The following is a 21977-nucleotide window of genomic DNA, read 5'->3' on the forward strand; positions in this document are numbered from 1 at the left end:
AGAAAAAAGGTGATTAAAAAATGCAAGCCCTCTTAAGTATTTTACCTCAGCCATTTTACGATAGAATAACAAAATTGTGGGAAGAGTTAGAAAATGAATTTAATATAAAATGGGTAAAAGATAACATACCCTTTCCACATATAACATGGAGTGTGGCAGAGCAATATAAAAATATAGATATAAAAGGTGCGATAAAAAAAGCCACAAAAGAATTAGATTCAATTGCTATAAAAACTGAAGGACTTGCCTTATTTACTGGTAAAAAAATGACTTTATATATTCCAATAAAACCAACCAAGGAACTGCTCGATTTTCACGGGCACCTATGGGATATCGTAAATGTTAACGAAACGAAACTTAATGTATACTATTCTCCAAAAAATTGGTTCCCCCATATTACTTTAGCAGTTGAAGATATTAACAAACAAAACATCGGTAACGTAATAAGTTATCTTTCTGAAAGAAAATTTAAGTACCAGATAAAATTAGAGTCTATCTCAATGGTATATAGAGAAGTCGGTAAAGATGTAAAAATCGATGAAACTTTTGGAATTCCTAAAAAACCGAAAAAGAAAAGAAAAAATTCTAGGTAGATTTATGTCCCAACCGTTCAATAGAAACTATAGTAACAATCCCGACAACACTGAATATAATAAATGGGATAAAACTATCTATTTTTAATAAAGGTGCCCTTAATCCTCCGATCATTAGGCCTATCATAAAAAACATAGTAGGAAGGTAATATTTGTCAAGGACCCATTTTAAGAATCTGCTCATAACTCCTAAACCAACAATTGCTCCAATAATAAATATTAGAAGAACTTGTAAATTCAGTTCATTTACTGCTTTTACTATATAGGAATACTGGTTTAAAATTAAAAGCACAAAAGCTCCAGATATTCCAGGAACTATCATGGCAGAAATTGCTAAAAAACCAGACAAAAAAGTTATTAAAGAAGAATTTTCTAAAAGAAGAAATTTAGCTCCCGAAACATAAAATGCAAGCATGAATCCTAAAATAGTAAAAACAAGGGGAATTATGACATTTCTGCTTTTAGAATTTATAATGAATTTGTTTTTTAAAAGGTCAGAACCAACAAAAAATATACTCCCTATTATCAAACCAAAGAAAAAAGAAAAAACTGCGTTTTGATAATTATTGATAAGGAAATCTATAAATCCCAAAGAAGCGAATATACCAATTAAAACACCTATATAAAGTATTAGTAAAAAGCGTAGTTCTTTGCTTTTTACCAAAATTTTCAAATTAAAGAGATTAGAAAAAACATAAGACCAAGAAGAAATGAAAGTTTCATATATCCCTAATATTAGAGCAATAGTGGCACCTGAAACTCCAGGAATAGAATCAGAAATTCCCATCAAAAAACCATAAACTGGTGTTAGAACTTTCTTATCCTTCATGAATACCTCCTTATTAAAAAAACCCCGCATAAAGCGGGATAACTTGGGGATTTTATTGGGGGTTATTAATTTCTAAAACTATTATAGGTTAAAAAACTTAAAACCGCCTTAAAATATCTAAAAATGGTCTAATTTCTTCTTCTTTTATCTCTATTCCCAATTTTATATCCTTTTTATTATCCCCATGGTAGTCTGATCCCGCTGTAGTCACCAAATCATATTTTTTAGCAAGCTTTTGGTACTTTTCAGTCATTTTTTGAGTATGTTTTGAATAATATGCTTCAATGCCATCTAAACCATAATTTTTTAGTTTTTTCACTAATTCTTCTAATTCTTTTTCGTCTAAGTTAGTTTGATATGGATGAGCTAAAACTACTACCCCACGTGCCTCTTTTATTAAAGAAATTGCATCATTTGGATTAAGCCTTTTTTTATCTAAATAAAGTGGGGCACCTTTTTTTAAATACTTATCGAATGCTTCTTGTTTACTATTTACATAGCGTTTTTTTAACATCAAACTTGCAAAGTGTGGTCTACCTATAAGATCCCCTTTAGCTTCTTCATTTAACTCTTGCAAAGTTATTTGAAATCCTAATCTTTGCATATTTTCAATCATTAGAAAGTTTCTTTTTTTTCGACATTCTTGTAATTGATTTAAAACCGAGTTTAATTTTTCATTCTGTAAGTCAAAACCGTATCCTAATAAATGCAAGGTGCTTGGAAACTCAGCGCTTATTTCTACTCCCACAATAAAATTTATTTCGTTAAAACTTTTGCCTTCTTGGATCATTTTTACTCCGTCTAAAGTATCATGATCGGTTATAGAAAGAAATTTAATTCCTGCATTTAAAGCTAAATGAATTATTTCAAAAGGTGTATTTGTTCCGTCTGATCCTGTTGAGTGTACATGAAAATCAACCTTCAATTTGTCCTCCCTCGTATAATAGTAAATTGCAAAAAAACTAATTAATTAGTTCTTTTCCAAATTGTTTTGTTTTTCCAATCATCATAGATTTCATTAATATCTTCAGGTAAATCCAAATCCTCTGAATTTTTAGAAATAGATTCTTTTATCAAATCTATCGGAAGCGACGTAATAAACCAAAGATCGCTTAAGTAAATTCTATTATTATCTCGTAAAGGCGCTTTAAATATAGCCCCCTCAACAGCCTTTGCAAATATGGATATAGGCACTTCTTTAACAAATCCCTTACCTGAATCTTCGCCATATATATTGTTCATAAAATTAAACACACCTCCTTAAAAAGGTTTTAGGGGCTAAAAGTTTTTCTCTTCTGCATATAACGCAGCAGATGCCGCCCCTAAAATGCCTGCATCTTCAACCAAAGAGGATTGTTCTATAGTGTATGTTCCAACGAAACTACTCATAACGTATTTTTTAGTCATTTCCCTCAAAGGAATAAAAAGGGCGTCTCCCGCTCTACTAAGTCCCCCGCCAATTATGATTTTTTCAGGGTTAAAGGCATGGACATAAGCACCAATAGCTCTTGCGAGGGCATCGATAGAAAAATTAGCAACTATTGTAGCAAGAGGATCATTCTTTTCATAGGCTTGAAATACATGTTTGGATTCTATTTTTTCTTTACTTCCAGCTAATTTTAAGACCAAACTATCAGGATACCTATCCAATAAATTTTGTGCTTCTTTTGCGATATATTTAGCTGAAGAAGTTGCCTCCACACATCCTCTATTACCACAGCCACAAATAGGGCCATTAGGTACTACAACAATATGGCCCAATTCTGGTGCTAATCCATCTTTTCCAGTTAAAAATGTGTTATTACAAACAACCCCTGATCCTATTCCAGTTCCCAAAGTAAGGGCAATAAAATCTTTTAATCCCTTTGCTTTTCCAAAATACCATTCTCCTAAGGCAAAGGCGTTGGCATCATTTTCGACAAAAACATCAAGCTTTGTTTTTTCTTTTATTAATCGAGTAAGTTCAAAATCGCGCCAGTTAGGGAAATTAGGAGAAAATCTAATTATCCCTTTATCTCTATCAATTGACCCAGGAGAACCTATACCAATTGCATCAATTTTAGTATCATTGGATAAAGCTTTAATAACTTTAACGATATTTTCTACTATTCTGTCATTACCTTTCTCAACTTCTGTAGGATTTGACATCTTTTTTATTATACCTTTTTCTTCGTCCACCAATCCCCCTTTTATCTGTGTCCCTCCTAAATCTATACCTACAACTACCATTTTCTCACTCCTTGAACTAACTATTCTATTTATACTAGAAATATGATATTGCCAATATATTATACCAGATGGTACAATTAATAAGATAATAAAAAGTAAAATTACATTTAGAACACATTAAAATCGAACAGTAAATAAAAATCCGGGAGGAAAAAACGTGATTTATGCTATTATTGTTGCAGGTGGAGTGGGTAATAGAGCTGGGTTTAATCTTCCAAAACAATTTGTTAGGTTAAATGGAAAAACAATTTTGAAAATGACTGTTGAAAAATTTCAAAATTCAGAATTAATAGATAAATTTATAATTGTATCTCATAAAGATTTTTTTAAACAAACTGAAGAAGAAGTTAAAAGATTTTCTAAGTTTGAAAAAATTATAGTTGGGGGAGAGAGTAGGCAAAAAAGTGTATTTAACGGCCTTTTGTATTTAGCTAAAAAGAATAAAAAACCTAAAATTGTTTGCATTCATGATGCAGTAAGACCATTCGTAGAAATAAGAAAAATCGATGAATGTATTAATAAGGCAAAAGAAACAGGAGGTGCTATCTTAGCAGAAAAAGCGGAAAACACTGTTTCTCAGGTTAGTAATCAAAATATAGAAAAAATATTTAAAAGGTCACAGATATTTCTACACCACACACCACAATCTTTTGATTTTGAAAAATTATTAGAATCTTATGAAAAAGCAAAAACTCTATTATCAAGTTTCACAGATGATGCATCTATATTTTTATATGCAGGTTTTCAAGTGACAATTGTTGAGGATTATAAAAACAACATAAAACTTACAACAAAAGGTGATTTTGAATGGGCTGAATCGTTTTTAAGACATAAAGGTCTCAAATAGCTCTATTCCTAAATCTATTACCTCATCAGATGGTAGAAATTTGGGGTTATGTATCCCATAGTATTCACCTTTTGAGGTACCTAACCAGCACATTAATGAGGGATATTGTTTTGAAATAAATCCAAAGTCTTCTGCCGTCATTTTTAACCCACAATCAATGAAATTAAATTTACGGGAGATTTTGGGGATATATTTATCAAATAATTCACCGTTATTTATAACTTCCGGATAAAATGACCCTTTATTCAGCAGGTAGTTCACTTCAGTAATAGTTTTAATACCTTGTAAGACATCTTCAATTTTTTGAAAAAACTCTATAACTTTATTTGAGTTATCGCTTCTTATACTTCCTTCCAAATGAGCGTGAGAAGGTAATATGTTTATAGCGTTTCCTGCCATTACTTTTCCGATTCCTATAACAAAGGGATCCATAGGATTTCTAGGGATTTTATCTATAGAATCTAAGAATGTTCTAAGGGCATTTAACGCATTTTTTGATTTATGAGGGAAGGCAAGGTGGGCTGAAACTCCTTCAAAATCAATAAAAATCTCTAAAGAAGAAGCAAAAAGAATGCCTCTGGTAGTAGCTATAGACCCAAGTGGGTATTCATCAGTAACATGCAGGGCAAAAGCACTTTTAATATTATATCTATCAAGAACTTTGCTTTTTAAAATTCTTTCTGCCCCACCTTTAGATTCCTCTGCCGGTTGGAATAAAAAAATGATATTTTCTTTAACCTTATTTTTCACAACGTTAAGCAAAACCCCGTATAAAATAGCTGTATGAACATCATGTCCACAGGCATGCATATAATCGTTTTTTGAGGCAAACTCAACATTTGTTTCTTCTTTTATATTTAATGCGTCTATATCAGCTCTAAAAAGCAAAAAATCTCTATTTAAATTGTTTCCGTTATATTCTACTATTAATCCTGTTTCTAAAGGCTTGATAATCTTTAAATCAAGATCGTACTTTTTTGATATCTCGGATATATTATTTTCTAATAATTTTGTAGTTTCGTACTCTTTTAAAGATAATTCGGGATTTTGATGTATTTTATGTCTCAATTCATAGGGTTCAAGAATCACTTAAAATCATCTCCAATTTCTCTAACATTACTTCAATATCATCATATTTAATGTTTAAAGGAGGGAGTATTCTAATAATCTTGTTTTTTAGAACATTTAATAATATACCCTCATTGAACCCTTTTTCTTTAATAGAAGTATCTTCATCTTTTAATTCAATTCCAATCATTAGACCTTTTCCTCTGATTTCTTTTACTTTGGATAACTTTTTACTACATAAAGATTTTACTATGTAATCGCCTTTTTCTTGAACGTCAGTTAGCAAATCAGGCATATTTTCCAAAACAAATTTTGCCCCAGCTAAAGAAACAGGATTAGGTGCAAAAGTAGACCCATGCTCTCCTTTTTCAAATGCTTGAGAAAGGTTCTCAAGAAATATTGTTGCCCCTAAAGGTAAACCACCGCCAATTGATTTACCTATTGTAATGATATTAGGAGTTAATCCATAATGTTGGTAAGAAAATACTCTTCCTGTTCTTCCCAACCCAGCTTGAATTTCATCACAAACTAAGATGAAATTATATTTCTTTTTATAGTTTTCTAATTCTTTTGCAAAGTTCAAATCTATAGGAAGTACCCCGCCAGATCCAAGAATTGCTTCAACAAAAACAGCTAGAGTTTCCTCGCCGAATAACTCAAAATATTTGTTTAAATCTTCAAAATCATTGAATTTTAATTGAACCGTGTTAGGTAATAACGGATCAAAAGGTTCTCTTAAGTTCTTAAATCCATTTATTGAAAGAGCTCCCAAAGTTCTTCCATGAAATGCATTTTCAAAATAAACAATCTTGTTTCGTTTAGAATTGGCTCTTTTTTTGATCGCTTTTAAAGCAGCCTCAGTTGCCTCTGTTCCTGAATTAGTAAAATAAACCGTTCCATTTTTTCCTGTAAAACTTTCCAATTTTTCAGCAACCCAAATAGCATCATTATCTAAAAAGAAATTAGATAGATGTGTGTATTTTTCCATTTTTTCATGTAGGGTTTTCAATAACGGTTTATAAGAGTGTCCAAAAGACATTACACCAATTCCTGAAAAGGTATCAAAAAATTTTCTCTCAGACTTATCATAAATATAACATCCTTCAGCATGATCAATAGTTATAGGAAATGTTTCGTACATTTTTAATAAACTCATAATTCAAACTCCTTCATTAAGCTGTCAACAGCTATATTTTTGTATTGTGTGGGAACTAAACAGGATATTTTAATTTCAGAAGTAGTAACCAAAAATATAGGAATATCTTTCATAGCTTTAAAAAAGCGTGAAGCTACTCCCCTAGCTTTTCGCATACCTATTCCAACAACGGAAATTTTCACAAGATTATTCCTATATTCTATATTTTTATTATTTTCAAAGATCAAGGTTTCTTTCAAATATTCTTGGAAATTATCAAGTTTACTTTCTATTATACTGAATGAAAGATCTATTTTATCACCTTTCTTTATAATCGAGATCATATCTACATTTAAGTGATTTATAGCGGCAACTTCGAATATTTTGTTTACTGTAAAGCTTGAATCGGGTAATTCTGTTATTGTTACCTGCATCTGTTCTTCGTCCAAACTTAAGCCTGTTACTACAGGTTCTTCCAAATAGTTATTATATTCTCCCACTACGTAACTTCCCTCCTCATCTGAAAAAGATGATGCACAATATATTTGTACATTAAACTTTTTAGCTATTTCAACAGATCTTGAATGAAGAACTTTTGCTCCTAAGGCAGCCATTTCTAGAATTTCGTCATAGGTAACAAACTTCAATTTTTTGGCTTCAGGATAAATATTTGGATCAGTGGTATATATTCCTGCATAATTACTGTAAATCTCACAAGGAATCCTTAAAGATGCTGCTAACGCTACAGCTGAGGTATCGGAACCACCTCTACCCAATGTAGTTATCTCACCTTCTTCTGTAATACCTTGAAAACCTGTTATAACAAGTACTTCGTTGTTTATAAGGTTTTTGTAAATCAACTCTTTATTTATTTTTTTAATCTGTGCGTCATTATAATCGTTTGTGGTTAATAATTGAAGTTGAAAAGCGTTCAAAGATTTAGATTTTATTCCCTTTTCGTTTAAAATCATAGATAACAATGAAGCGCTTATTTGTTCGCCTGTTGATAAGAGCATATCCATCTCACGAGGAGTAGGATCTTTCACAACTTCTTTGGCTAGTTTCAACAATCTGTTTGTTGTATCTCCCATGGCAGATACAACCGCTATTACTTTATACCCCTTTTTTATCTTGTTTTCGATTCTTTTTGCGACATTTCTTAGCCTTTCTGAATCAGATAAAGAACTTCCCCCATATTTTTGCACAACCAATTTCATTATACAGTTCACCCCGGAATAATATTATTAGATAAATAAGAAAATTATTTTAATTTTCTTAAACCTTCTATTAATTGAGTCTTTCCTTTGGTTTTTTCATCAACTTTTTTTATAAATTTACCTGGAACACCTGCAATTACAGAATAAGGTTCAACATCAGAAATTACAACTGATCCAGCTCCTATTATAGAACCTTTACCTATCTTTACACCTTCTAAAATTACCGCATTAGCTCCAACTAAAACATCATCTTCGATTATTACAGGCTGTGCACTTGGTGGTTCTATTACTCCCGCTATAACAGCTCCAGCACCTATATGGCAATTTTTTCCGATTTGTGCCCTTCCTCCTATCACAGCGTTCATGTCAATCATAGTGTTTTCTTTTATACTAGCTCCTATATTTATAACCGCTCCCATCATAATGACACAACCGTCTCCAATTTCAACCATATCTCTAATAGTAGCCCCCGGTTCAATTCTTGCGTTATATTTTGATAAATCAGCTAAGGCAATTGCTGAATTTCTTCTATCTCTTTCAATCCTATAATTTAAAATATTATCTTTATTTCTTTTATAAAATCGAACGAATTCTTCTTCTTCACAAAACAAAATACCAAATTTCTTATTTCCATAAAATTCAAGATTATTAAAATCTATATCTTTTAGTTTGCCTTTAATATAGACCTTTATTGGGTTCTTTTTCTTAGAGTTAGCAATCAAGTTTATTACATCTTGTGTATTCACAAAATATCCTCCTCGTAGAATTTTGGATTTTTATCAAATAATATCAGAAAAAGTATAAAAGCCATTGTCTTTATTCATGACAAATTCTGCTGATTTTAAAACTCCTTCTGCAAAGGCTCTTCTTGATAAAGCCCTGTGAGATATACTTAAAACTTCCCCAAGATTTGACAGGTATATAGTATGATCTCCTGGAACGTTTCCCAATCTTAGTGAACTGATTGGAACGTCTTTTCCGCATCTTTCTTTTAACATCTTAGCTGTTCCTGATGGTTTATCTTTTTTAAATCTATGATGGGTTTCTGTAATTTCAACATCCCAACCATTTGTGCTATCTTTCAAAACATCTATCATTTTAAGAAATAATTGAATTCCTATGGAAAAATTATAACTTTGAACAACTGGAACATTTTTCGCTAAATTTTTTAATGTATATATTTGATTATCTGATAACCCAGTGGTTCCAATGATCAAAGGAACGTTGAATTTTTTTACATAATTAACCGTTTTTTCAAACACCTCTGGTAAAGAGAAATCTATCAATATTTCGGGAACTTCTTTTGAGAACTCTCCATCTTTATCGTATCCCCACACAAGTTGGTTCCCATTTTCTTCAAATAACTGACTAATCTCTTTTCCCATCCTCCCCTTGTAGCCAATTATTCCATATTTCATAATAATTCCAACCTTTCTAATTCTTCTTTTAGAAGATTTTCTGTTTCTTTTGTGGCTTTTACTAAAGGTAACCTTAAAACATTTTCACACAAATTGAGTAAAGACGCCGCACATTTAACAGGAATAGGGTTGACTTCTTTGAATAATAGTTTGTTAAGTTTCATATATTTGTTATTCAGTTCTCTTGCCTTATCATAGTTATTGTTTAGTATTGCATGAGTCATTTCTGAATAAGCTTTAGGTACAACATTAGATGCGACTGATATTACCCCGTTTCCACCCATAGCCATTATTGGTAAAACTTGATCGTCATTTCCAGAAAAAACTTTTAGAGTATCAGGTTTTATAGAAAACAGTTCAGCTATTTGTTGTATATTACCGCTTGCTTCTTTTATTCCTATAACATTTTTACATTCTTCATGTATTTCTACAGCCGTTTCTGGAAGTATATTCATACCAGTTCTTGATGGAACATTGTACATAATTATTGGTAATTCTGTTCTTTCAGAAATATATTTAAAATATTCTACCAATCCTTTTTGAGTGCTTTTGTTATAATATGGAGTTACTATTAATAATCCATCAGCTCCAGATTTTTCCGCCATTTTGTTGAATTTTAAAACATGATTAACGTTGTTGGTTCCAGTTCCAACTATTACCGGTACCCTTTTGTTGTTAACTTCTATTACTGTATCAACAATTTTTTGTCTTTCCTCTTCTTCTATCGCTGGAGCTTCACCGGTAGTTCCTAAAACGACTAAACTATCAACACCGTTTTCAATTTGGTAATCAACAAATGTTTTCAGACTGTTATAATTGACATTTTTATTCTGATCAAATGGTGTTATCATAGCTGTTCCTACACCTTTAAACATATATAGATCCTCCTTTGACTTTATTTAATATTTTAAAAATTTAGAGTTGAAAAGTAATCATCAATTGTTTCAGCACGTCTAATCATCTTAAATTTTCTATCTGAAGTAAAAAGATACTCAGCTGATCTTAATTTTCCATTATAATTAAATCCCATTGAATGTCCATGAGCACCGACATCATGAAAAACTAATATATCTCCTGATTCTAGTTTTGGTAGCGCTCTGTCAACAGCCAACTTATCGTTGTTTTCACACAAAGAACCTACAACATCGTAAGTCTCATTTTCATCTTCAAATTTCTTATTTAGAACGGTTATATGGTGATATGCTTTGTACATGGCAGGTCTTAATAGATTCGCTGAGTTAGCATCTATTCCTACATACTTTTTAAATGAATCCTTTATGTGGAAAACTTTTGTTACTAAATATCCATTAGGTCCACTAATATATCTTCCATGTTCCATATAAATTTTAGGAGGGTTTAAACCGTTATTTATCAATATCTCTTCGTATAGTTTCTTTATCTCTTGAGATATATAATATATATCCAATTCCTCTTCATCCGGCTTATATGGAATACCAAATCCTCCGCCAAGATCTATAAAATCAAGATCAATCCCAAGTTCTTTTTTTATTTCAAAGGCTGTGTTAAAAAGAAATTTTGCTACCATAATAATGTTTCGAGGGTTCAATTCGTTAGAAACAAGCATTGCATGCAATCCAAACTTTTTTACACCATGTTTTTGAAGCAGCTTATATCCCTTTATTAAATCACTTTTTGGAACACCAAATTTTGATTCTTCTAAATTACCTATTATTTCATTTCCAAAGTCTCCGCCGGGATTATATCTAATAGAAACTAATTCTGGAAGATAAAGTCTTTCTTTTAAAATGTTTATATGCCCTATATCGTCTAAATTCAATACGGCGTTTAAAGATAAAGCTTTTTCATACTCGCTTAAAGGGGTGTCGTTTGAAGTAAATAAAATGTCTTCATTTTTAAATCCCGCTTTCTGTGCTAAAACTAACTCTGCCATGGAACTGCAATCAACCCCACAGCCTTCTTCTTTTGTTATTTGTAAGATAAAAGGATTAGGAGTTGCCTTTACAGCAAAGTATTCCTTAAAATTCGCCCAAGAAAAAGCTTCTTTTAATTTTTTAATTCTATTTCTAATACCTGCTTCGTCGTATACATAAAAAGGAGTTCGAGTATTTTCTAAAAAATCAAGAATTTCTTGTTCTGTAAAAGGTAATTCTTTTTTCAAAGTGAGCACCCCTATTTTTTATTTAGTTCTTTGTGTTTTTTTAGTATTCTAATAGCGTTTGTTGCGGCCCCAACCCTTATATTATCAGCAACAACCCACATTAAAAATGTTTTTTCTTGAGGTTTTCTAACTCTTGAAACGAAAGTAGTATCCGTACCTGCAACCTCTAAAGGAGTAAGTTTCTCATCTGTATATTCAACATTAGGTGTAATCTTAATCAGGTTTATTATTTCATCTTTTTCGGCATCAATTTTAGTTTTTACCAATATCGATTCTGAATGCCCATAAAGAACAGGAACCCTCACTGTTGTAGGAAATATTCTTATCTCATTGTTTGAAAAGATCTTTCTGGTTTCTTTTATCATCTTTTCTTCTTCAAAGGTAAAACTATTGTCAAGATCTGATCCTATTATTGGAATTACATTATTTTTTATAACTTTCGGGAAATGATTTACTGAGTTTATTCCTTTTTCTTGATTTAACAGCTCTGTTATGCCTTTATTCCCTGCTCCTGATACTGCTTGATATGTTGAAACAACGATTTCTTCTATACCTAATTTTTGATTTATACCGTTTAATGCCAAAACCATTTGTATAGTTGAACAATTTGGATTAGCGATTATCCCTTTGTAACCTTTCAAAAGGTCTCCATTTATCTCAGGAACAACAAGTGGAACATTATTGTACATTCTAAATTGTGAAGAATTATCTATAACAGTATTGTCAGCATTTTGAGCAAGAGGGGCATATATTTTTGATACATCTGAACCCGCAGAGAAAAACAAGTAATCAAATCTTTCTGTCATGTTTCTTTCTTTGAGCTCTTCAACGATAATTTCATCGCTGCCTACTTTGACCTTTTGACCTTTTGACCTTTCAGAGGCAAATAATCTTAATTCCGTTATTTCATTGAGCATTTTGTATTCTTCAAATAATTTTAAAAATGTTCGGCCAACTTCACCTGTAGCTCCTACAACACCTATTTTCACAAAAGTCACACCTCCAAAAATAAAAAACCTCTCTTAAGTGGAGAGGTTATATAATGGTTGGTATATTAAAATCCATTTTAGCGGCCCTCCACGTTAAGCTACGTGACAGTTATGTAGGTATTCCCCACATACCCAGGAGAAAAAAGTAGAGGGATTCTTTCTATCTCCTTCGGCGACCTCACCTTTCACTCTTCTTTAAACCTCCCTCAGACTTTCAGCGAAGAGTTACTCTTCTTGGCCGCACCTCCGCCATGTATATTATTTTTTATACAATAACATACTAAAATAACATAAAAATTAATTAATAATTAAATTTTAATTTACTAGATTCAGAAACCTTTTTTTAAATCAAATCTATCATATAAGGTTTTAAAAAATGATGTACAATAGATAATATTATTATACTTAAAAAAACAGATAAAAAAGCATTTAAACTAAATCCAAATATACATAAACTCAACGCTGTTCCCGCAGCAGGTGGATGCTCAGTATCAATTACCACCATTATAAATATAGATAAGCCAACTGCTAAAGCGTAAGAAATATTAGAAAACAAAGGACCCGTGTTACTAAAAATTAAAGAAAATAACGAACCACAAATGAATCCAACTGCGTGACCACCGATAATATTCCTAGCTTTAGCAACCATGCTTTTTGGCATAGCAAAAACAATAAAAGTAGTTGCTCCCATCGAACTAACTATTATGGGACGTTCTTGTACATTTAAAATCGTAAAAATAAAAAACACTGTTATTGTGGCTAAAATACTTTGTAACACATAATTTTTCCAATTTGCCTTAAACTTTGAAAGGATCTCAAATATTCTCAATTATCTTAAGCCTTCTTTTAAACAAAAATTAATTTTATCAGAATGTCTGTCCAAAACCAAACCAGAAATGACCATCAAGATCTTTATCCCAACCGTAACCAAAACTAATCTGTCCGAACAATGGAATCGTTGTTCTCAACCCACCGCCAAAAGACAAAAGGCTATTGTCCAAAGTTAGATCAGAAATACTATCTTTAGCACTACCATAATCAAAGAAAGCTAAAGCATCAAGAGGTACATCCCCTCGAACTAATTCATAAGATACTTCAGTGTTGAATTGCAGAACAAAATTACCTATTTGTTTATTGAAATCATAAGTTCTAACAGTGTACATTCCGCCTACCCCAAATTTATAATTGAGGTTAGAATCTTCATTAGAATTATAGACACTTCCAAATCTAAGTTTTACTGCAGGGGTAAACTTATAATAAGTTCTAAATAATTTACCTTGTGTGTCAAAACCAATATAGTAGTTACCTGTATTAGTTGTTTCAATACCACCTAGCCCTCTGAATTGAAAATACTGTCCGTTGTAAGGTCTGTAAGGGCTATCTAAATTGTTGTAAAGATATCCCACAGATCCTGAAAGAACATTCAGTTTATCCTCATTTACTAGAGAATAATTATTGTAAGAAATAGACCCAGTTAGATATGAAAAATCAAATAATTCGTATCTTGGCGATATTCCTAATGATAGGTAATTTTTAGCCGTATTATCAATATTGCTGAAATATTGTCCGTCTGGGTTAATAACATAAGATATATTAGCACCTAAATCTAAGTTAGAACCACCTAATTTGATTACATTGTAATCAAAACCAATTACGTATTTATTTCCGAGTGGATTAAGAGAAGTATTCACAGAAAAAGTCTGACCATACCCAAAAGGATTTAACCATTGTACTTCTAATTCACCACTAAATCCTTTATACCATTCTTCTCCATCAGGCATTGTCCAAGTAACTCCACCCATTAATTTTCCAATTTTATCGCTTTCTATAGGAGTAATTCTGAATCCTATAACGTCTTCTTCTTCAGGAAAAGGTTGAATCCAAACATCTTTAAAGAAACCTGTACCAACAAAAGATACATAAGTATCTTGTAGTTTTTTCTGATTCACCGGTTCTCCAGAATTAATTTTCACCAAAGAATCTAATATATATTTTTGGGTCTTTGCTGTGGCTTCTGGTGTTATTTCTACGCTACCAACTTTTGACTCTCTTATTTCGAATATTAATTCTTCATTTTCATATTTTGGAATAATATTTGTGTAAATATAACCTTCTTTAAAATATGTTTGAAGAACGCTATCGTAAGCATACAAAAGATCTAAATTGTACGCTTGTTCACTAGGAACTATATATGTTTGAACAGCATCATTTAATCTAAAATCTTCGATACTTTCATTACCAACAAAATTAATCTTGGATACTGTAACAGGTTCATCTTCAACAATTTTTCTTAAACTGCCTTCTAAAACTAAAATTAGCTCTCCACCTTTATTCTCCGGTATATCAATAATTTCAAAACGCACATTGGTATCAGCAGAGAAAAACGGTATCTGATTCAAAGAATTTAAAATGTTTTGAATCTTTTGAAAACTTGGATATGTCTCTTTTGCACTTGGTCTGAATAAGAAAAACTTACTGTTCCAATCTTTTCTGAAATTAAAACCAAGCCTTTCTTTTATTTCATCAACGTTAAGTTGCGCTAACTCTCCTCTTAATTCCAAATCCCAAAGTGTGTATTCTTTTACTATAAATAGAAGGGTATCGGAATCATATGTTTTATCGTTTATTTCTGTTGCTTCTATGCTTATGCCTTCTCCAGTTATTTGTAGGTTAGTAGAAACATCGACAAACTGATAACCATTTTTTATATATAAATCTTGAATATTTTTCATTGAACTTTGTATTTTATTAAGATTCACTGGTATATTACTTTCTAAGCTAATTACTGATTCGATATTTTTCTTTTCTATTAATTTGTCACCTAAAATGACTACCTCATATTTCGAAACAATGGGATTAGGTGTGAATACTAATTCTAAACTACCAGTTGCCTCATCTAGATTATATGAAACAGATGTAAAATAGCCGGTTTTAAGGATATCTTGTAAGGCCAACCTAACGTCAATATCTCCAACGTAAGATCCTTCTTCAATTCCAAAGTTTGTTAATGCTCTTTCTACATCCGTTGCTGCATAAGATATATCTGTATTGTAAGTAATATCTTTTAAAAGAGTAATAGCAAAAGAAAAACTTGTTATCAAGAATAATGTAACTAATAATGAGTACTTTTTCACTTTAAAACCTCCTAAATTTTTAAAAATCATTTTGTAAAAGGTCCCCCTTATACTGGTACTTTATGTATGCTTCATATGTCCAAGGACAAGTTTCTCTGAAAAAAAACATTAGTGCCTTTGCATATTCCTGTATTTCTAATTGTGCATGACTACTCAACCTTAAATCTATAAAATGCATCAAAGCCCTCAAATTTGTAGTCAAATAGAATTCGGTATACTCACCAACAGGTAAAATAATGCGAGCTAACTCTCGCGCGACTCCCATCTCTAATAACTCTTCGTAAGCTTCATAAATTCTATTATACGTTTCTTCAATAATTTTAAGGGATTTTTCTTTTAGTAAAGGCTCATCAATTATTTTGCTACTTTGCTTATCTTTTTTATCTTGAACTCTAATTTCTGAAGGTAAATAAAACTCATCAGCTTTTTTTGAAGTGTATCTTCTACTCATTTCATTTGGAGACATACCAATCCTATGGCGGAACCACTGTCTTGTAACGAAAATAGGGGCTTTTACATGAAATGTGTATGTAATATGTTCGAATGGAGATAAATGTCCATGTTCCATCAAATAATTTATTAATTTTTTATCTTTTTCATCAGTTGAAAGGTCTTTGCCATGAGAGACTCTTGCGGCTCTTACAGCGGCTCTATCGTCACCCATAACATCTATTAAAGTTACGAATCCTTTGTCCAGTACCTTAATCGTCTTGGTTTCTATTTCCATTTTCTGATTTATTCTCCCCTCCAAATTTATATACAACAAAAAATATTCCTAAAAGTACGATGAAAAACGGCAAATGTATTGATAAAAAATAATTTCTTTTTAATTTCCTATCGATAACTTTTAAAGCTTCTTGAATAGAATGATTATCAGGGTTGTTGACAAGAGCTCGAGCCAAATACATTCTAGAAATCTCCAAATTGTCTTTTTCATTTTCTTGATATAAAGATGTTGCAAGTTTTGCTAAAGCATCAGAATTTTCAGGATCTATTTCTGCGGACATTTTGTAATAATTATTTTTTTGAGTTAAAGTGTTAGAAATATCCCCTAAAAGTTCATAACTTTTAGAAAGCACTGTTTTTTTGGTAGAATTTTGAATTATCCATTCAATCTGACTACGTGCTTCTTTTATCTTATCCAAATGAAAATAAGATGAAGCAATTAAAAATATTATTCTTTCATCTTTGTTGGAAATACTAATATAGCTATTTGCTAATTGAGTAACTTTTTCAAACTTTTCTAATTCAAAAGCCTGAACAATCAACAACTCTTGTATTTTTCTATTTGATGGATAATCCCAATACATATTTTCAAGGTTTTCTAACAAAGCATCTTTTTTTTCAGAGTCAGATGCTTCCCATTCTAATATCGATTCGTAATAGACAGTAAAAGGTGTGTCTCCAATACTTTCTTTTATTATATCAATTGAACTTAAAATTTTCTTAAATGATTGAGCATCTTTTGTTTTTTCCCATTTTATAAAATCAAAATAAATTCTAATAGCATTTGCAATTACAGAATCAGGATAATTGCTTACAACAATATCCAGCTTTCTTATTGCCTCTTCTTCATTTCCAGGTGTATATTCAGATAAAACATTTAAAACCGCTGAATCATCTGGCTTTAATTGTGAATATAAATAAGATCTTGTTTGGTTAGCAGTGATTTTGTACTCCTCTTTGCCTTCTTCAATATATTTTAAATACAAACCTAAAACATTCAACTCAAGTTCAGAAGAATTCAATAATTCATCCGTATCAAATGTGTAAACAAAATTGTCCAAGATTCCTCCAAAACAGACAAAGTAGATTACGAAAAAGAAGAAAGAAAAAGAAAAAATTCTTTTAATCTGACTCATAAAAAATCTCCTCAATAATTTTAGTAAAAAATAATTTAATTTTTAACATCTACGTTAGATTGATAGTTATGGGGCACTATTTCATTATTTTCCAATTTAAAAACAACTTTTGTAATAGGTTTAGTTGGAGCAAATTTTCTCTTGTGAATGATAATTTCAGTACCAGGATAAACAATATTTCTTGAAATAATAAAAGCAGAACTCTGTGAGGCTTCAATTAATTTTTTTAGCTTTTCTAAAGATTCTTTATTATTTTTAAGTTCTGAAGTAAGGATCTTGAAAGTTTTTAGCGATTTTTTGAAATATTCTATCTGCTTACTATTGAGTTTATTCTTATCTTGTATGTTTTTTAAACCCTTTATGATTGTAGAAGTTTTTCTCAAATTTTCGCTATCTACTGCTATTTTATGTTCCAGCTCAATTAATTTCTCATTCAAATCTGGTAAAATACCAACTTCACATATTGTTTTAACTCCCATTTCACTGCCTAATATATCAGCTTCTATTAGGTTTGTTGCTAAAATACTTCCTCCAGATATTCTTCCCTTATTGCCTTCAACAATAACGTGTTTCCCTGCTTTAATATATGAGTTAACTATAGATGTTTTAACCACCAAACCTTCTGTAACTTCAACTGTTGCATTTTCTATATAATTACAAGTTAGATTCTTAGATTTAACTAAGCTTTTACCAGATCCTTTAATACCGAATATTTTCGCATCCCCTTCGCAAATAGTAGTTGCGGATTCAACTATCCCTTTAATTTCTAAATAAAGAGTAGCTTCAACTACGAAGCCTGGTTTTACATCACCGTTAATTATTAATTTTCCTGGGAACCGGACGTTACCTGTAGAATAGTCTATGTTTCCTTCAATCTTATGTTCATCAGTTACATCAATAATAATTTCTCCGTTGGAATCTTTTTTGGTAATGAATTTTCCATCGATTTTAGATATTATTGTATTATCTACTATCAATGTGTTTTCCCCAGTTTTTATTTTTGCTTCCTTTCCTTCCAAGCCTTCTATAACCTCTCCCGTTACAATCTTTCCAGGTTCACCTTTTGTTGGAGGTTCAATCCTTGCTAACTCAAACCCTCTTTTAACTATAATCAATTCGCTTCTTTCTTTCAAATCCATATAATTATTTGCGCTATTGGTATCTTTTTCCATAAATTTTTGAAAGATTATCTTTCCATCTTTTCCTGTTTTTGGAGGTATACCAGTTGCTATAACATATTCTTTATCATAATTTGGATTAGATATAATCTCTTCTATTGTTTCAGCTTTTATCCCTACAGCAACGTTTTTTTCTTTTAAAATAGATTGAATACCCCCAATAGTTGGAGGTTTACCATCATCTACCAATTTTATTGTTGCAAGCATCCCATCTTCGGAAAGTCTTACTTCATATTTGGCCATTTTATAACCTCCGTTACCAAATTATAGCTTTTCCTTTCCATCTGCCTACTTTAAATCTTGAATTATTTAAAATACCAATATCTTTAGCAATATCTTTTTTTATCAAAACGATTTGGGGTTTCAGATATTGTAAAATTTTAAGATCAGTTTTTTCTATTAAGTAAGCTGGAATATCTTCTGGAATACGTAACAAATCTGTTTTATAAAACTTAAACCAAATTTTGGCTGTGCTTTCACCTAGCAAATTACTTAAATTTTTCAAATTATTTTCTTTAGATATTTCTTCATATTTTTGAGATTCATTTAACGAGAAAGAACATCCACAATATTTTTGACGGTAAATATTGTATGTTTTACATATGTTGGCACCTATTTTTATTCCGTTATTTGAACGAAAGTTTATATATTTAAAAGTTAGGTCATTTTCTTCTAATTTTTTTGCTATACTTTGTATATCATAATGAGATTTTCTGGGAGAAGATAAAAGGGTTGTTGAAAATATCTCGAAATTTCTTTTTTTGGCTTCAATTTTTGTCTTTTCTAATCTTAATTTCATACATTCATAACATCTTTTTGATTTCTCATTTTTCACCGCTTCGATCTTATCTAGAAAATCATTGGGATCATAATTTTCTTCAATCAACTCAAGTTGCCATATTTCACTTAACTTTTTAACCTCATTCAATCTTTTCACATATTCATCTGTAGGATAAATATTAGGGTTATAAAAGTATAAAACGGGATCCAACCCGTTGGCAATTAATTTTTCATATGATACGGCTAAATCAGGAGCACAACAAACATGTAAAAATACTCTCAAAAGGTAATCATCCCTTCAATTTTCTTAATTGTAGAGGTGGGTATGCCTAACTTTTTTAAATCTTCTGTATCAGAAATTTTTTTTACTGATCTATAATCAATTATTTTCTGAGCAGATATTTTTCCAATACCAGGAAGGGTTTTTAAATCTTCCAAACTAGCTGTATTCAAATTGATTTTTCCCTCATGAATTTTGTAAGTTACTTCAGAAATATAAATATAAGATTTGATATTTGAAAAAGTTTTTTCTCCAATACCAGAAACTTTCATTATATCTTCTATAGAATTGAAGCCTTTTTCCTCTCTAAATTTTATGATAGCTTGAGCTTTAGCAGGGCCTATACCTGGTAACACTAACAAGTCTTCGACATTGGCGGTTAATAGATCCACTTTGACAGGTTCTTCTTGAAATTCATAGTTCAGATTATTCATAGCTTCATCATTTAAATTGATAAACCCTATTAAAAAAACCGTTAAAATTAATACCAGAACAACAATTAAATTTTTCTTCATTATTTAGCTGTTCCTTGAAAATATAGCTCATCTTTGACGAACCTATCTTTTATATCAAAACCAGTTAAATCTGAAATCATCTTTACGTCCATACTTTGTAGATATCTTTGGGCCTCGTTTTTATCTTCAAAAAATCCTATGAGTATAGACCAATAATCTTCTTTACTCTGAGGATATTTCCCGTTATAGACAAAGGCAGGTATATTGGCTTGTCTTAATAATATAGTAGGAAAAACCACAGGAGCAGGGGAATTATATAGACGAATTTGAATAGATAACATATTTTGCAAATCTTGCCCAACTTGCAGATCATAATCAGCACGATACAAATAATACTTATTTTCATTTTCAAATATGAAGTAAGGAATTTCATTTTCTAATGCAAACAACGCCTCTTCATAGGCTTGCCTTTGGTTGTAAAAAATTCTTACACTTCCAGGGTTGTATGGTTTTAATAAGGAAACTGAGTTATTTAATAGTATATGAAAATCAAGCTCTTGAATATTATAACTTACTTCAGCTTTGGTACTTCCTATTTCAATTTCAGGCAATTTCAATTCTTCTATTGGATTGGTTGTAGGAGCTTGATTCTCTAGGCTTGAATAATTATTATAAAACTCTAACTCCTCGATCTTTAGGGTTAGTTGATTCATTTGGCTTTTTAAATAAATTGTATAGCCTGTAAGAATAAAAGTAACCATGGGTAATATAAATGTAATTATTAAAATAAGTCTAAACCAAACAGCATTCTTATTTTGCATTACACACCTCTCAACAAACCATTGAATTCTGGTATATAATCTTTTATTTCACCAAAATTCAAAATAGCACTCTCGAATCCATCTTCAGTAATTAATACTTCCCTAATCGGTATATTTTTTATAGTTGACTTGATACTTTTTATTTTTACAGACTTTAGATTATTAAATCCAGTAATATTCTCAAAAATATTTACAAAATTTTTTTCTTTAATATAATTGAATTTATAACTTAAAAACACAAGAAAAGCAAAAGACAACGCCTCATTCTTAATGAAATCAGGACTATTAGTAGTATCTATAAGATATTTCATCAATTTTGTCCCTGGGAAAGGGAAATCATTAGAATACAATGATAAAGCAAATTTTACAGATGAATAAAGGTATTCTTCAAGATCTAAACGAATAAAATTTTTTGAGTATTTCAACGATAAAGTTGCGAAGTTCTTATCGAATAAAAGACCCAAAATATAACCTAAGAAAAAATGGTTTTTCATATCATGTTTTTCTAAAAACTTACAAAAATAAGGGTCAACATACACAAAATCAGGATATCCTGACACTTTTAAGAAATTTTTCGTGTAGTTTAAATCTAGGTAAAATTCGCCTGAAACTGGTAAATATATCATTGAAGACAACGTTGTTGGCACGATAGTAAATGTGCCTTTTGGAAAATCTAAAGTGTGAAAAACGTAACCAGCCAAATCAATTAAAGATCCTCCACCTACCACTATCAAGTTGTTGTAATTTTCAGACATCATTATTTTGCATAATTCTAAATACCTATCAAAATATTTTGCTTCACTTCCACCTTTTTCAAAGATGATGTTTGAACGGTCTTCAAAATATAAATTTCTTTTTAACTTTTCGTCAATAATAAGCAGTGTTCCATATTTTGAAGTATATTTTTTTAAAAAACTTTCATAGTAGCCGACATTTATGTTTATTGTAATGTCTTTTTCAATCCCTTTTGAAAAACTAAGGCTTTTCATTATATTTCATCCT

At 30.8% G+C, this 21977-nt stretch carries 23 protein-coding genes and 1 riboswitch; of the genes, 2 read left to right on the forward strand and 21 right to left on the reverse strand.

Features of this window, described 5'->3' with window-relative positions:
• The first annotated feature begins 20 nt into the window (after nucleotides 1-20).
• Nucleotides 21-593, forward strand: coding sequence for a 2'-5' RNA ligase family protein (locus PW5551_RS00910; protein ID WP_113073610.1), 573 nt, complete (start codon nucleotides 21-23; stop codon nucleotides 591-593).
• Here PW5551_RS00910 and PW5551_RS00915 read toward each other — a convergent pair.
• The 4 genes from PW5551_RS00915 to PW5551_RS00930 form a co-directional block, all read right to left on the reverse strand.
• The gene (locus PW5551_RS00915; RefSeq protein WP_158526100.1) at nucleotides 586-1422 is read right to left on the reverse strand and encodes a DUF368 domain-containing protein; all 837 of its coding nucleotides are present in this window, start codon (nucleotides 1420-1422) and stop codon (nucleotides 586-588) included. The two genes, PW5551_RS00910 and PW5551_RS00915, sit on opposite strands and share 8 nt — an antisense overlap.
• 97 nt (nucleotides 1423-1519) lie before the next feature.
• Nucleotides 1520-2347, reverse strand: a complete 828-nt coding sequence (locus PW5551_RS00920) for a PHP domain-containing protein (RefSeq protein ID WP_113073613.1) — start codon at nucleotides 2345-2347, stop codon at nucleotides 1520-1522.
• Between the two features lie 41 nt (nucleotides 2348-2388).
• The gene (locus PW5551_RS00925; protein ID WP_113073615.1) at nucleotides 2389-2664 is read right to left on the reverse strand and encodes a hypothetical protein; all 276 of its coding nucleotides are present in this window, start codon (nucleotides 2662-2664) and stop codon (nucleotides 2389-2391) included.
• A 36-nt stretch (nucleotides 2665-2700) separates the two neighbouring features.
• Nucleotides 2701-3651, reverse strand: a complete 951-nt coding sequence (locus PW5551_RS00930; protein WP_113073617.1) for an ROK family protein — start codon at nucleotides 3649-3651, stop codon at nucleotides 2701-2703.
• Nucleotides 3652-3808: 157 nt separating this feature from the next.
• Here PW5551_RS00930 and ispD point away from each other — a divergent pair, with 157 nt between their 5' ends.
• Nucleotides 3809-4498, forward strand: a complete 690-nt coding sequence (gene ispD / locus PW5551_RS00935; protein ID WP_113073619.1) for a 2-C-methyl-D-erythritol 4-phosphate cytidylyltransferase — start codon at nucleotides 3809-3811, stop codon at nucleotides 4496-4498.
• On the opposite strand, the gene PW5551_RS00940 is transcribed toward ispD, so the two are convergent.
• The 17 genes from PW5551_RS00940 to PW5551_RS01020 form a co-directional block, all read right to left on the reverse strand.
• The gene (locus PW5551_RS00940) at nucleotides 4475-5587 is read right to left on the reverse strand and encodes an amidohydrolase (protein ID WP_113073621.1); all 1113 of its coding nucleotides are present in this window, start codon (nucleotides 5585-5587) and stop codon (nucleotides 4475-4477) included. The two genes, ispD and PW5551_RS00940, sit on opposite strands and share 24 nt — an antisense overlap.
• A complete protein-coding gene (locus PW5551_RS00945) occupies nucleotides 5577-6722 on the reverse strand; it encodes an aspartate aminotransferase family protein (RefSeq protein ID WP_113073623.1) in 1146 nt (381 codons plus the stop codon). Before PW5551_RS00945 ends, PW5551_RS00940 begins: the two co-directional genes overlap by 11 nt.
• Nucleotides 6719-7918 (reverse strand): aspartate kinase, encoded by a 1200-nt coding sequence (locus PW5551_RS00950; protein ID WP_113073625.1) that lies wholly within the window; start codon nucleotides 7916-7918, stop codon nucleotides 6719-6721. The genes PW5551_RS00945 and PW5551_RS00950 overlap by 4 nt, the downstream gene beginning before the upstream one ends.
• Before the next feature lie 44 nt (nucleotides 7919-7962).
• Nucleotides 7963-8664 (reverse strand): 2,3,4,5-tetrahydropyridine-2,6-dicarboxylate N-acetyltransferase, encoded by a 702-nt coding sequence (gene dapD / locus PW5551_RS00955; RefSeq protein ID WP_113073627.1) that lies wholly within the window; start codon nucleotides 8662-8664, stop codon nucleotides 7963-7965.
• 33 nt (nucleotides 8665-8697) lie between these two features.
• Entirely contained in the window at nucleotides 8698-9336 is a 639-nt protein-coding gene (locus tag PW5551_RS00960) for a 4-hydroxy-tetrahydrodipicolinate reductase (RefSeq protein ID WP_113073629.1), read from the reverse strand.
• Complete coding sequence (gene dapA / locus PW5551_RS00965; RefSeq protein ID WP_113073631.1) at nucleotides 9333-10211, reverse strand: 4-hydroxy-tetrahydrodipicolinate synthase; 879 nt, start codon at nucleotides 10209-10211, stop codon at nucleotides 9333-9335. Before dapA ends, PW5551_RS00960 begins: the two co-directional genes overlap by 4 nt.
• A 32-nt stretch (nucleotides 10212-10243) precedes the next feature.
• The gene (gene lysA / locus PW5551_RS00970; protein WP_113073633.1) at nucleotides 10244-11485 is read right to left on the reverse strand and encodes a diaminopimelate decarboxylase; all 1242 of its coding nucleotides are present in this window, start codon (nucleotides 11483-11485) and stop codon (nucleotides 10244-10246) included.
• 2 nt (nucleotides 11486-11487) lie between these two features.
• Nucleotides 11488-12465 carry an aspartate-semialdehyde dehydrogenase gene (locus tag PW5551_RS00975; RefSeq protein WP_113073635.1) on the reverse strand — a complete coding sequence of 326 codons (978 nt, stop codon included), beginning with the start codon at nucleotides 12463-12465 and terminating at the stop codon, nucleotides 11488-11490.
• Between the two features lie 73 nt (nucleotides 12466-12538).
• A riboswitch (Lysine riboswitch) is annotated at nucleotides 12539-12722 on the reverse strand.
• Between the two features lie 86 nt (nucleotides 12723-12808).
• Nucleotides 12809-13294 carry an HPP family protein gene (locus PW5551_RS00980; protein WP_113073638.1) on the reverse strand — a complete coding sequence of 162 codons (486 nt, stop codon included), beginning with the start codon at nucleotides 13292-13294 and terminating at the stop codon, nucleotides 12809-12811.
• A 37-nt stretch (nucleotides 13295-13331) separates the two neighbouring features.
• On the reverse strand, nucleotides 13332-15599 hold the full coding sequence (locus tag PW5551_RS00985) for a POTRA domain-containing protein (protein WP_146738310.1): 2268 nt from the start codon (nucleotides 15597-15599) through the stop codon (nucleotides 13332-13334).
• Nucleotides 15600-15618: 19 nt separating this feature from the next.
• Nucleotides 15619-16326, reverse strand: coding sequence for an FAD-dependent thymidylate synthase (gene thyX / locus PW5551_RS00990; protein ID WP_113073642.1), 708 nt, complete (start codon nucleotides 16324-16326; stop codon nucleotides 15619-15621).
• On the reverse strand, nucleotides 16301-17386 hold the full coding sequence (locus PW5551_RS00995; RefSeq protein WP_146738311.1) for a lipopolysaccharide assembly protein LapB: 1086 nt from the start codon (nucleotides 17384-17386) through the stop codon (nucleotides 16301-16303). The genes thyX and PW5551_RS00995 overlap by 26 nt, the downstream gene beginning before the upstream one ends.
• Nucleotides 17387-17496: 110 nt before the next feature.
• Nucleotides 17497-18882 carry a DUF342 domain-containing protein gene (locus PW5551_RS01000; protein ID WP_113073646.1) on the reverse strand — a complete coding sequence of 462 codons (1386 nt, stop codon included), beginning with the start codon at nucleotides 18880-18882 and terminating at the stop codon, nucleotides 17497-17499.
• A 13-nt stretch (nucleotides 18883-18895) separates the two neighbouring features.
• Nucleotides 18896-19702 carry an epoxyqueuosine reductase QueH gene (locus PW5551_RS01005; RefSeq protein WP_113073649.1) on the reverse strand — a complete coding sequence of 269 codons (807 nt, stop codon included), beginning with the start codon at nucleotides 19700-19702 and terminating at the stop codon, nucleotides 18896-18898.
• A complete protein-coding gene (locus PW5551_RS01010; RefSeq protein ID WP_113073651.1) occupies nucleotides 19699-20214 on the reverse strand; it encodes a helix-hairpin-helix domain-containing protein in 516 nt (171 codons plus the stop codon). Before PW5551_RS01010 ends, PW5551_RS01005 begins: the two co-directional genes overlap by 4 nt.
• On the reverse strand, nucleotides 20214-20975 hold the full coding sequence (locus PW5551_RS01015) for a hypothetical protein (protein ID WP_113073653.1): 762 nt from the start codon (nucleotides 20973-20975) through the stop codon (nucleotides 20214-20216). Before PW5551_RS01015 ends, PW5551_RS01010 begins: the two co-directional genes overlap by 1 nt.
• Nucleotides 20975-21964: a hypothetical protein gene (locus PW5551_RS01020; RefSeq protein ID WP_113073655.1), complete on the reverse strand. Its 990-nt coding sequence runs from the start codon at nucleotides 21962-21964 to the stop codon at nucleotides 20975-20977. Before PW5551_RS01020 ends, PW5551_RS01015 begins: the two co-directional genes overlap by 1 nt.
• Nucleotides 21965-21977: the final 13 nt, after the last annotated feature.

This window comes from Petrotoga sp. 9PW.55.5.1, from assembly GCF_003265365.1.
GTDB lineage: Bacteria > Thermotogota > Thermotogae > Petrotogales > Petrotogaceae > Petrotoga.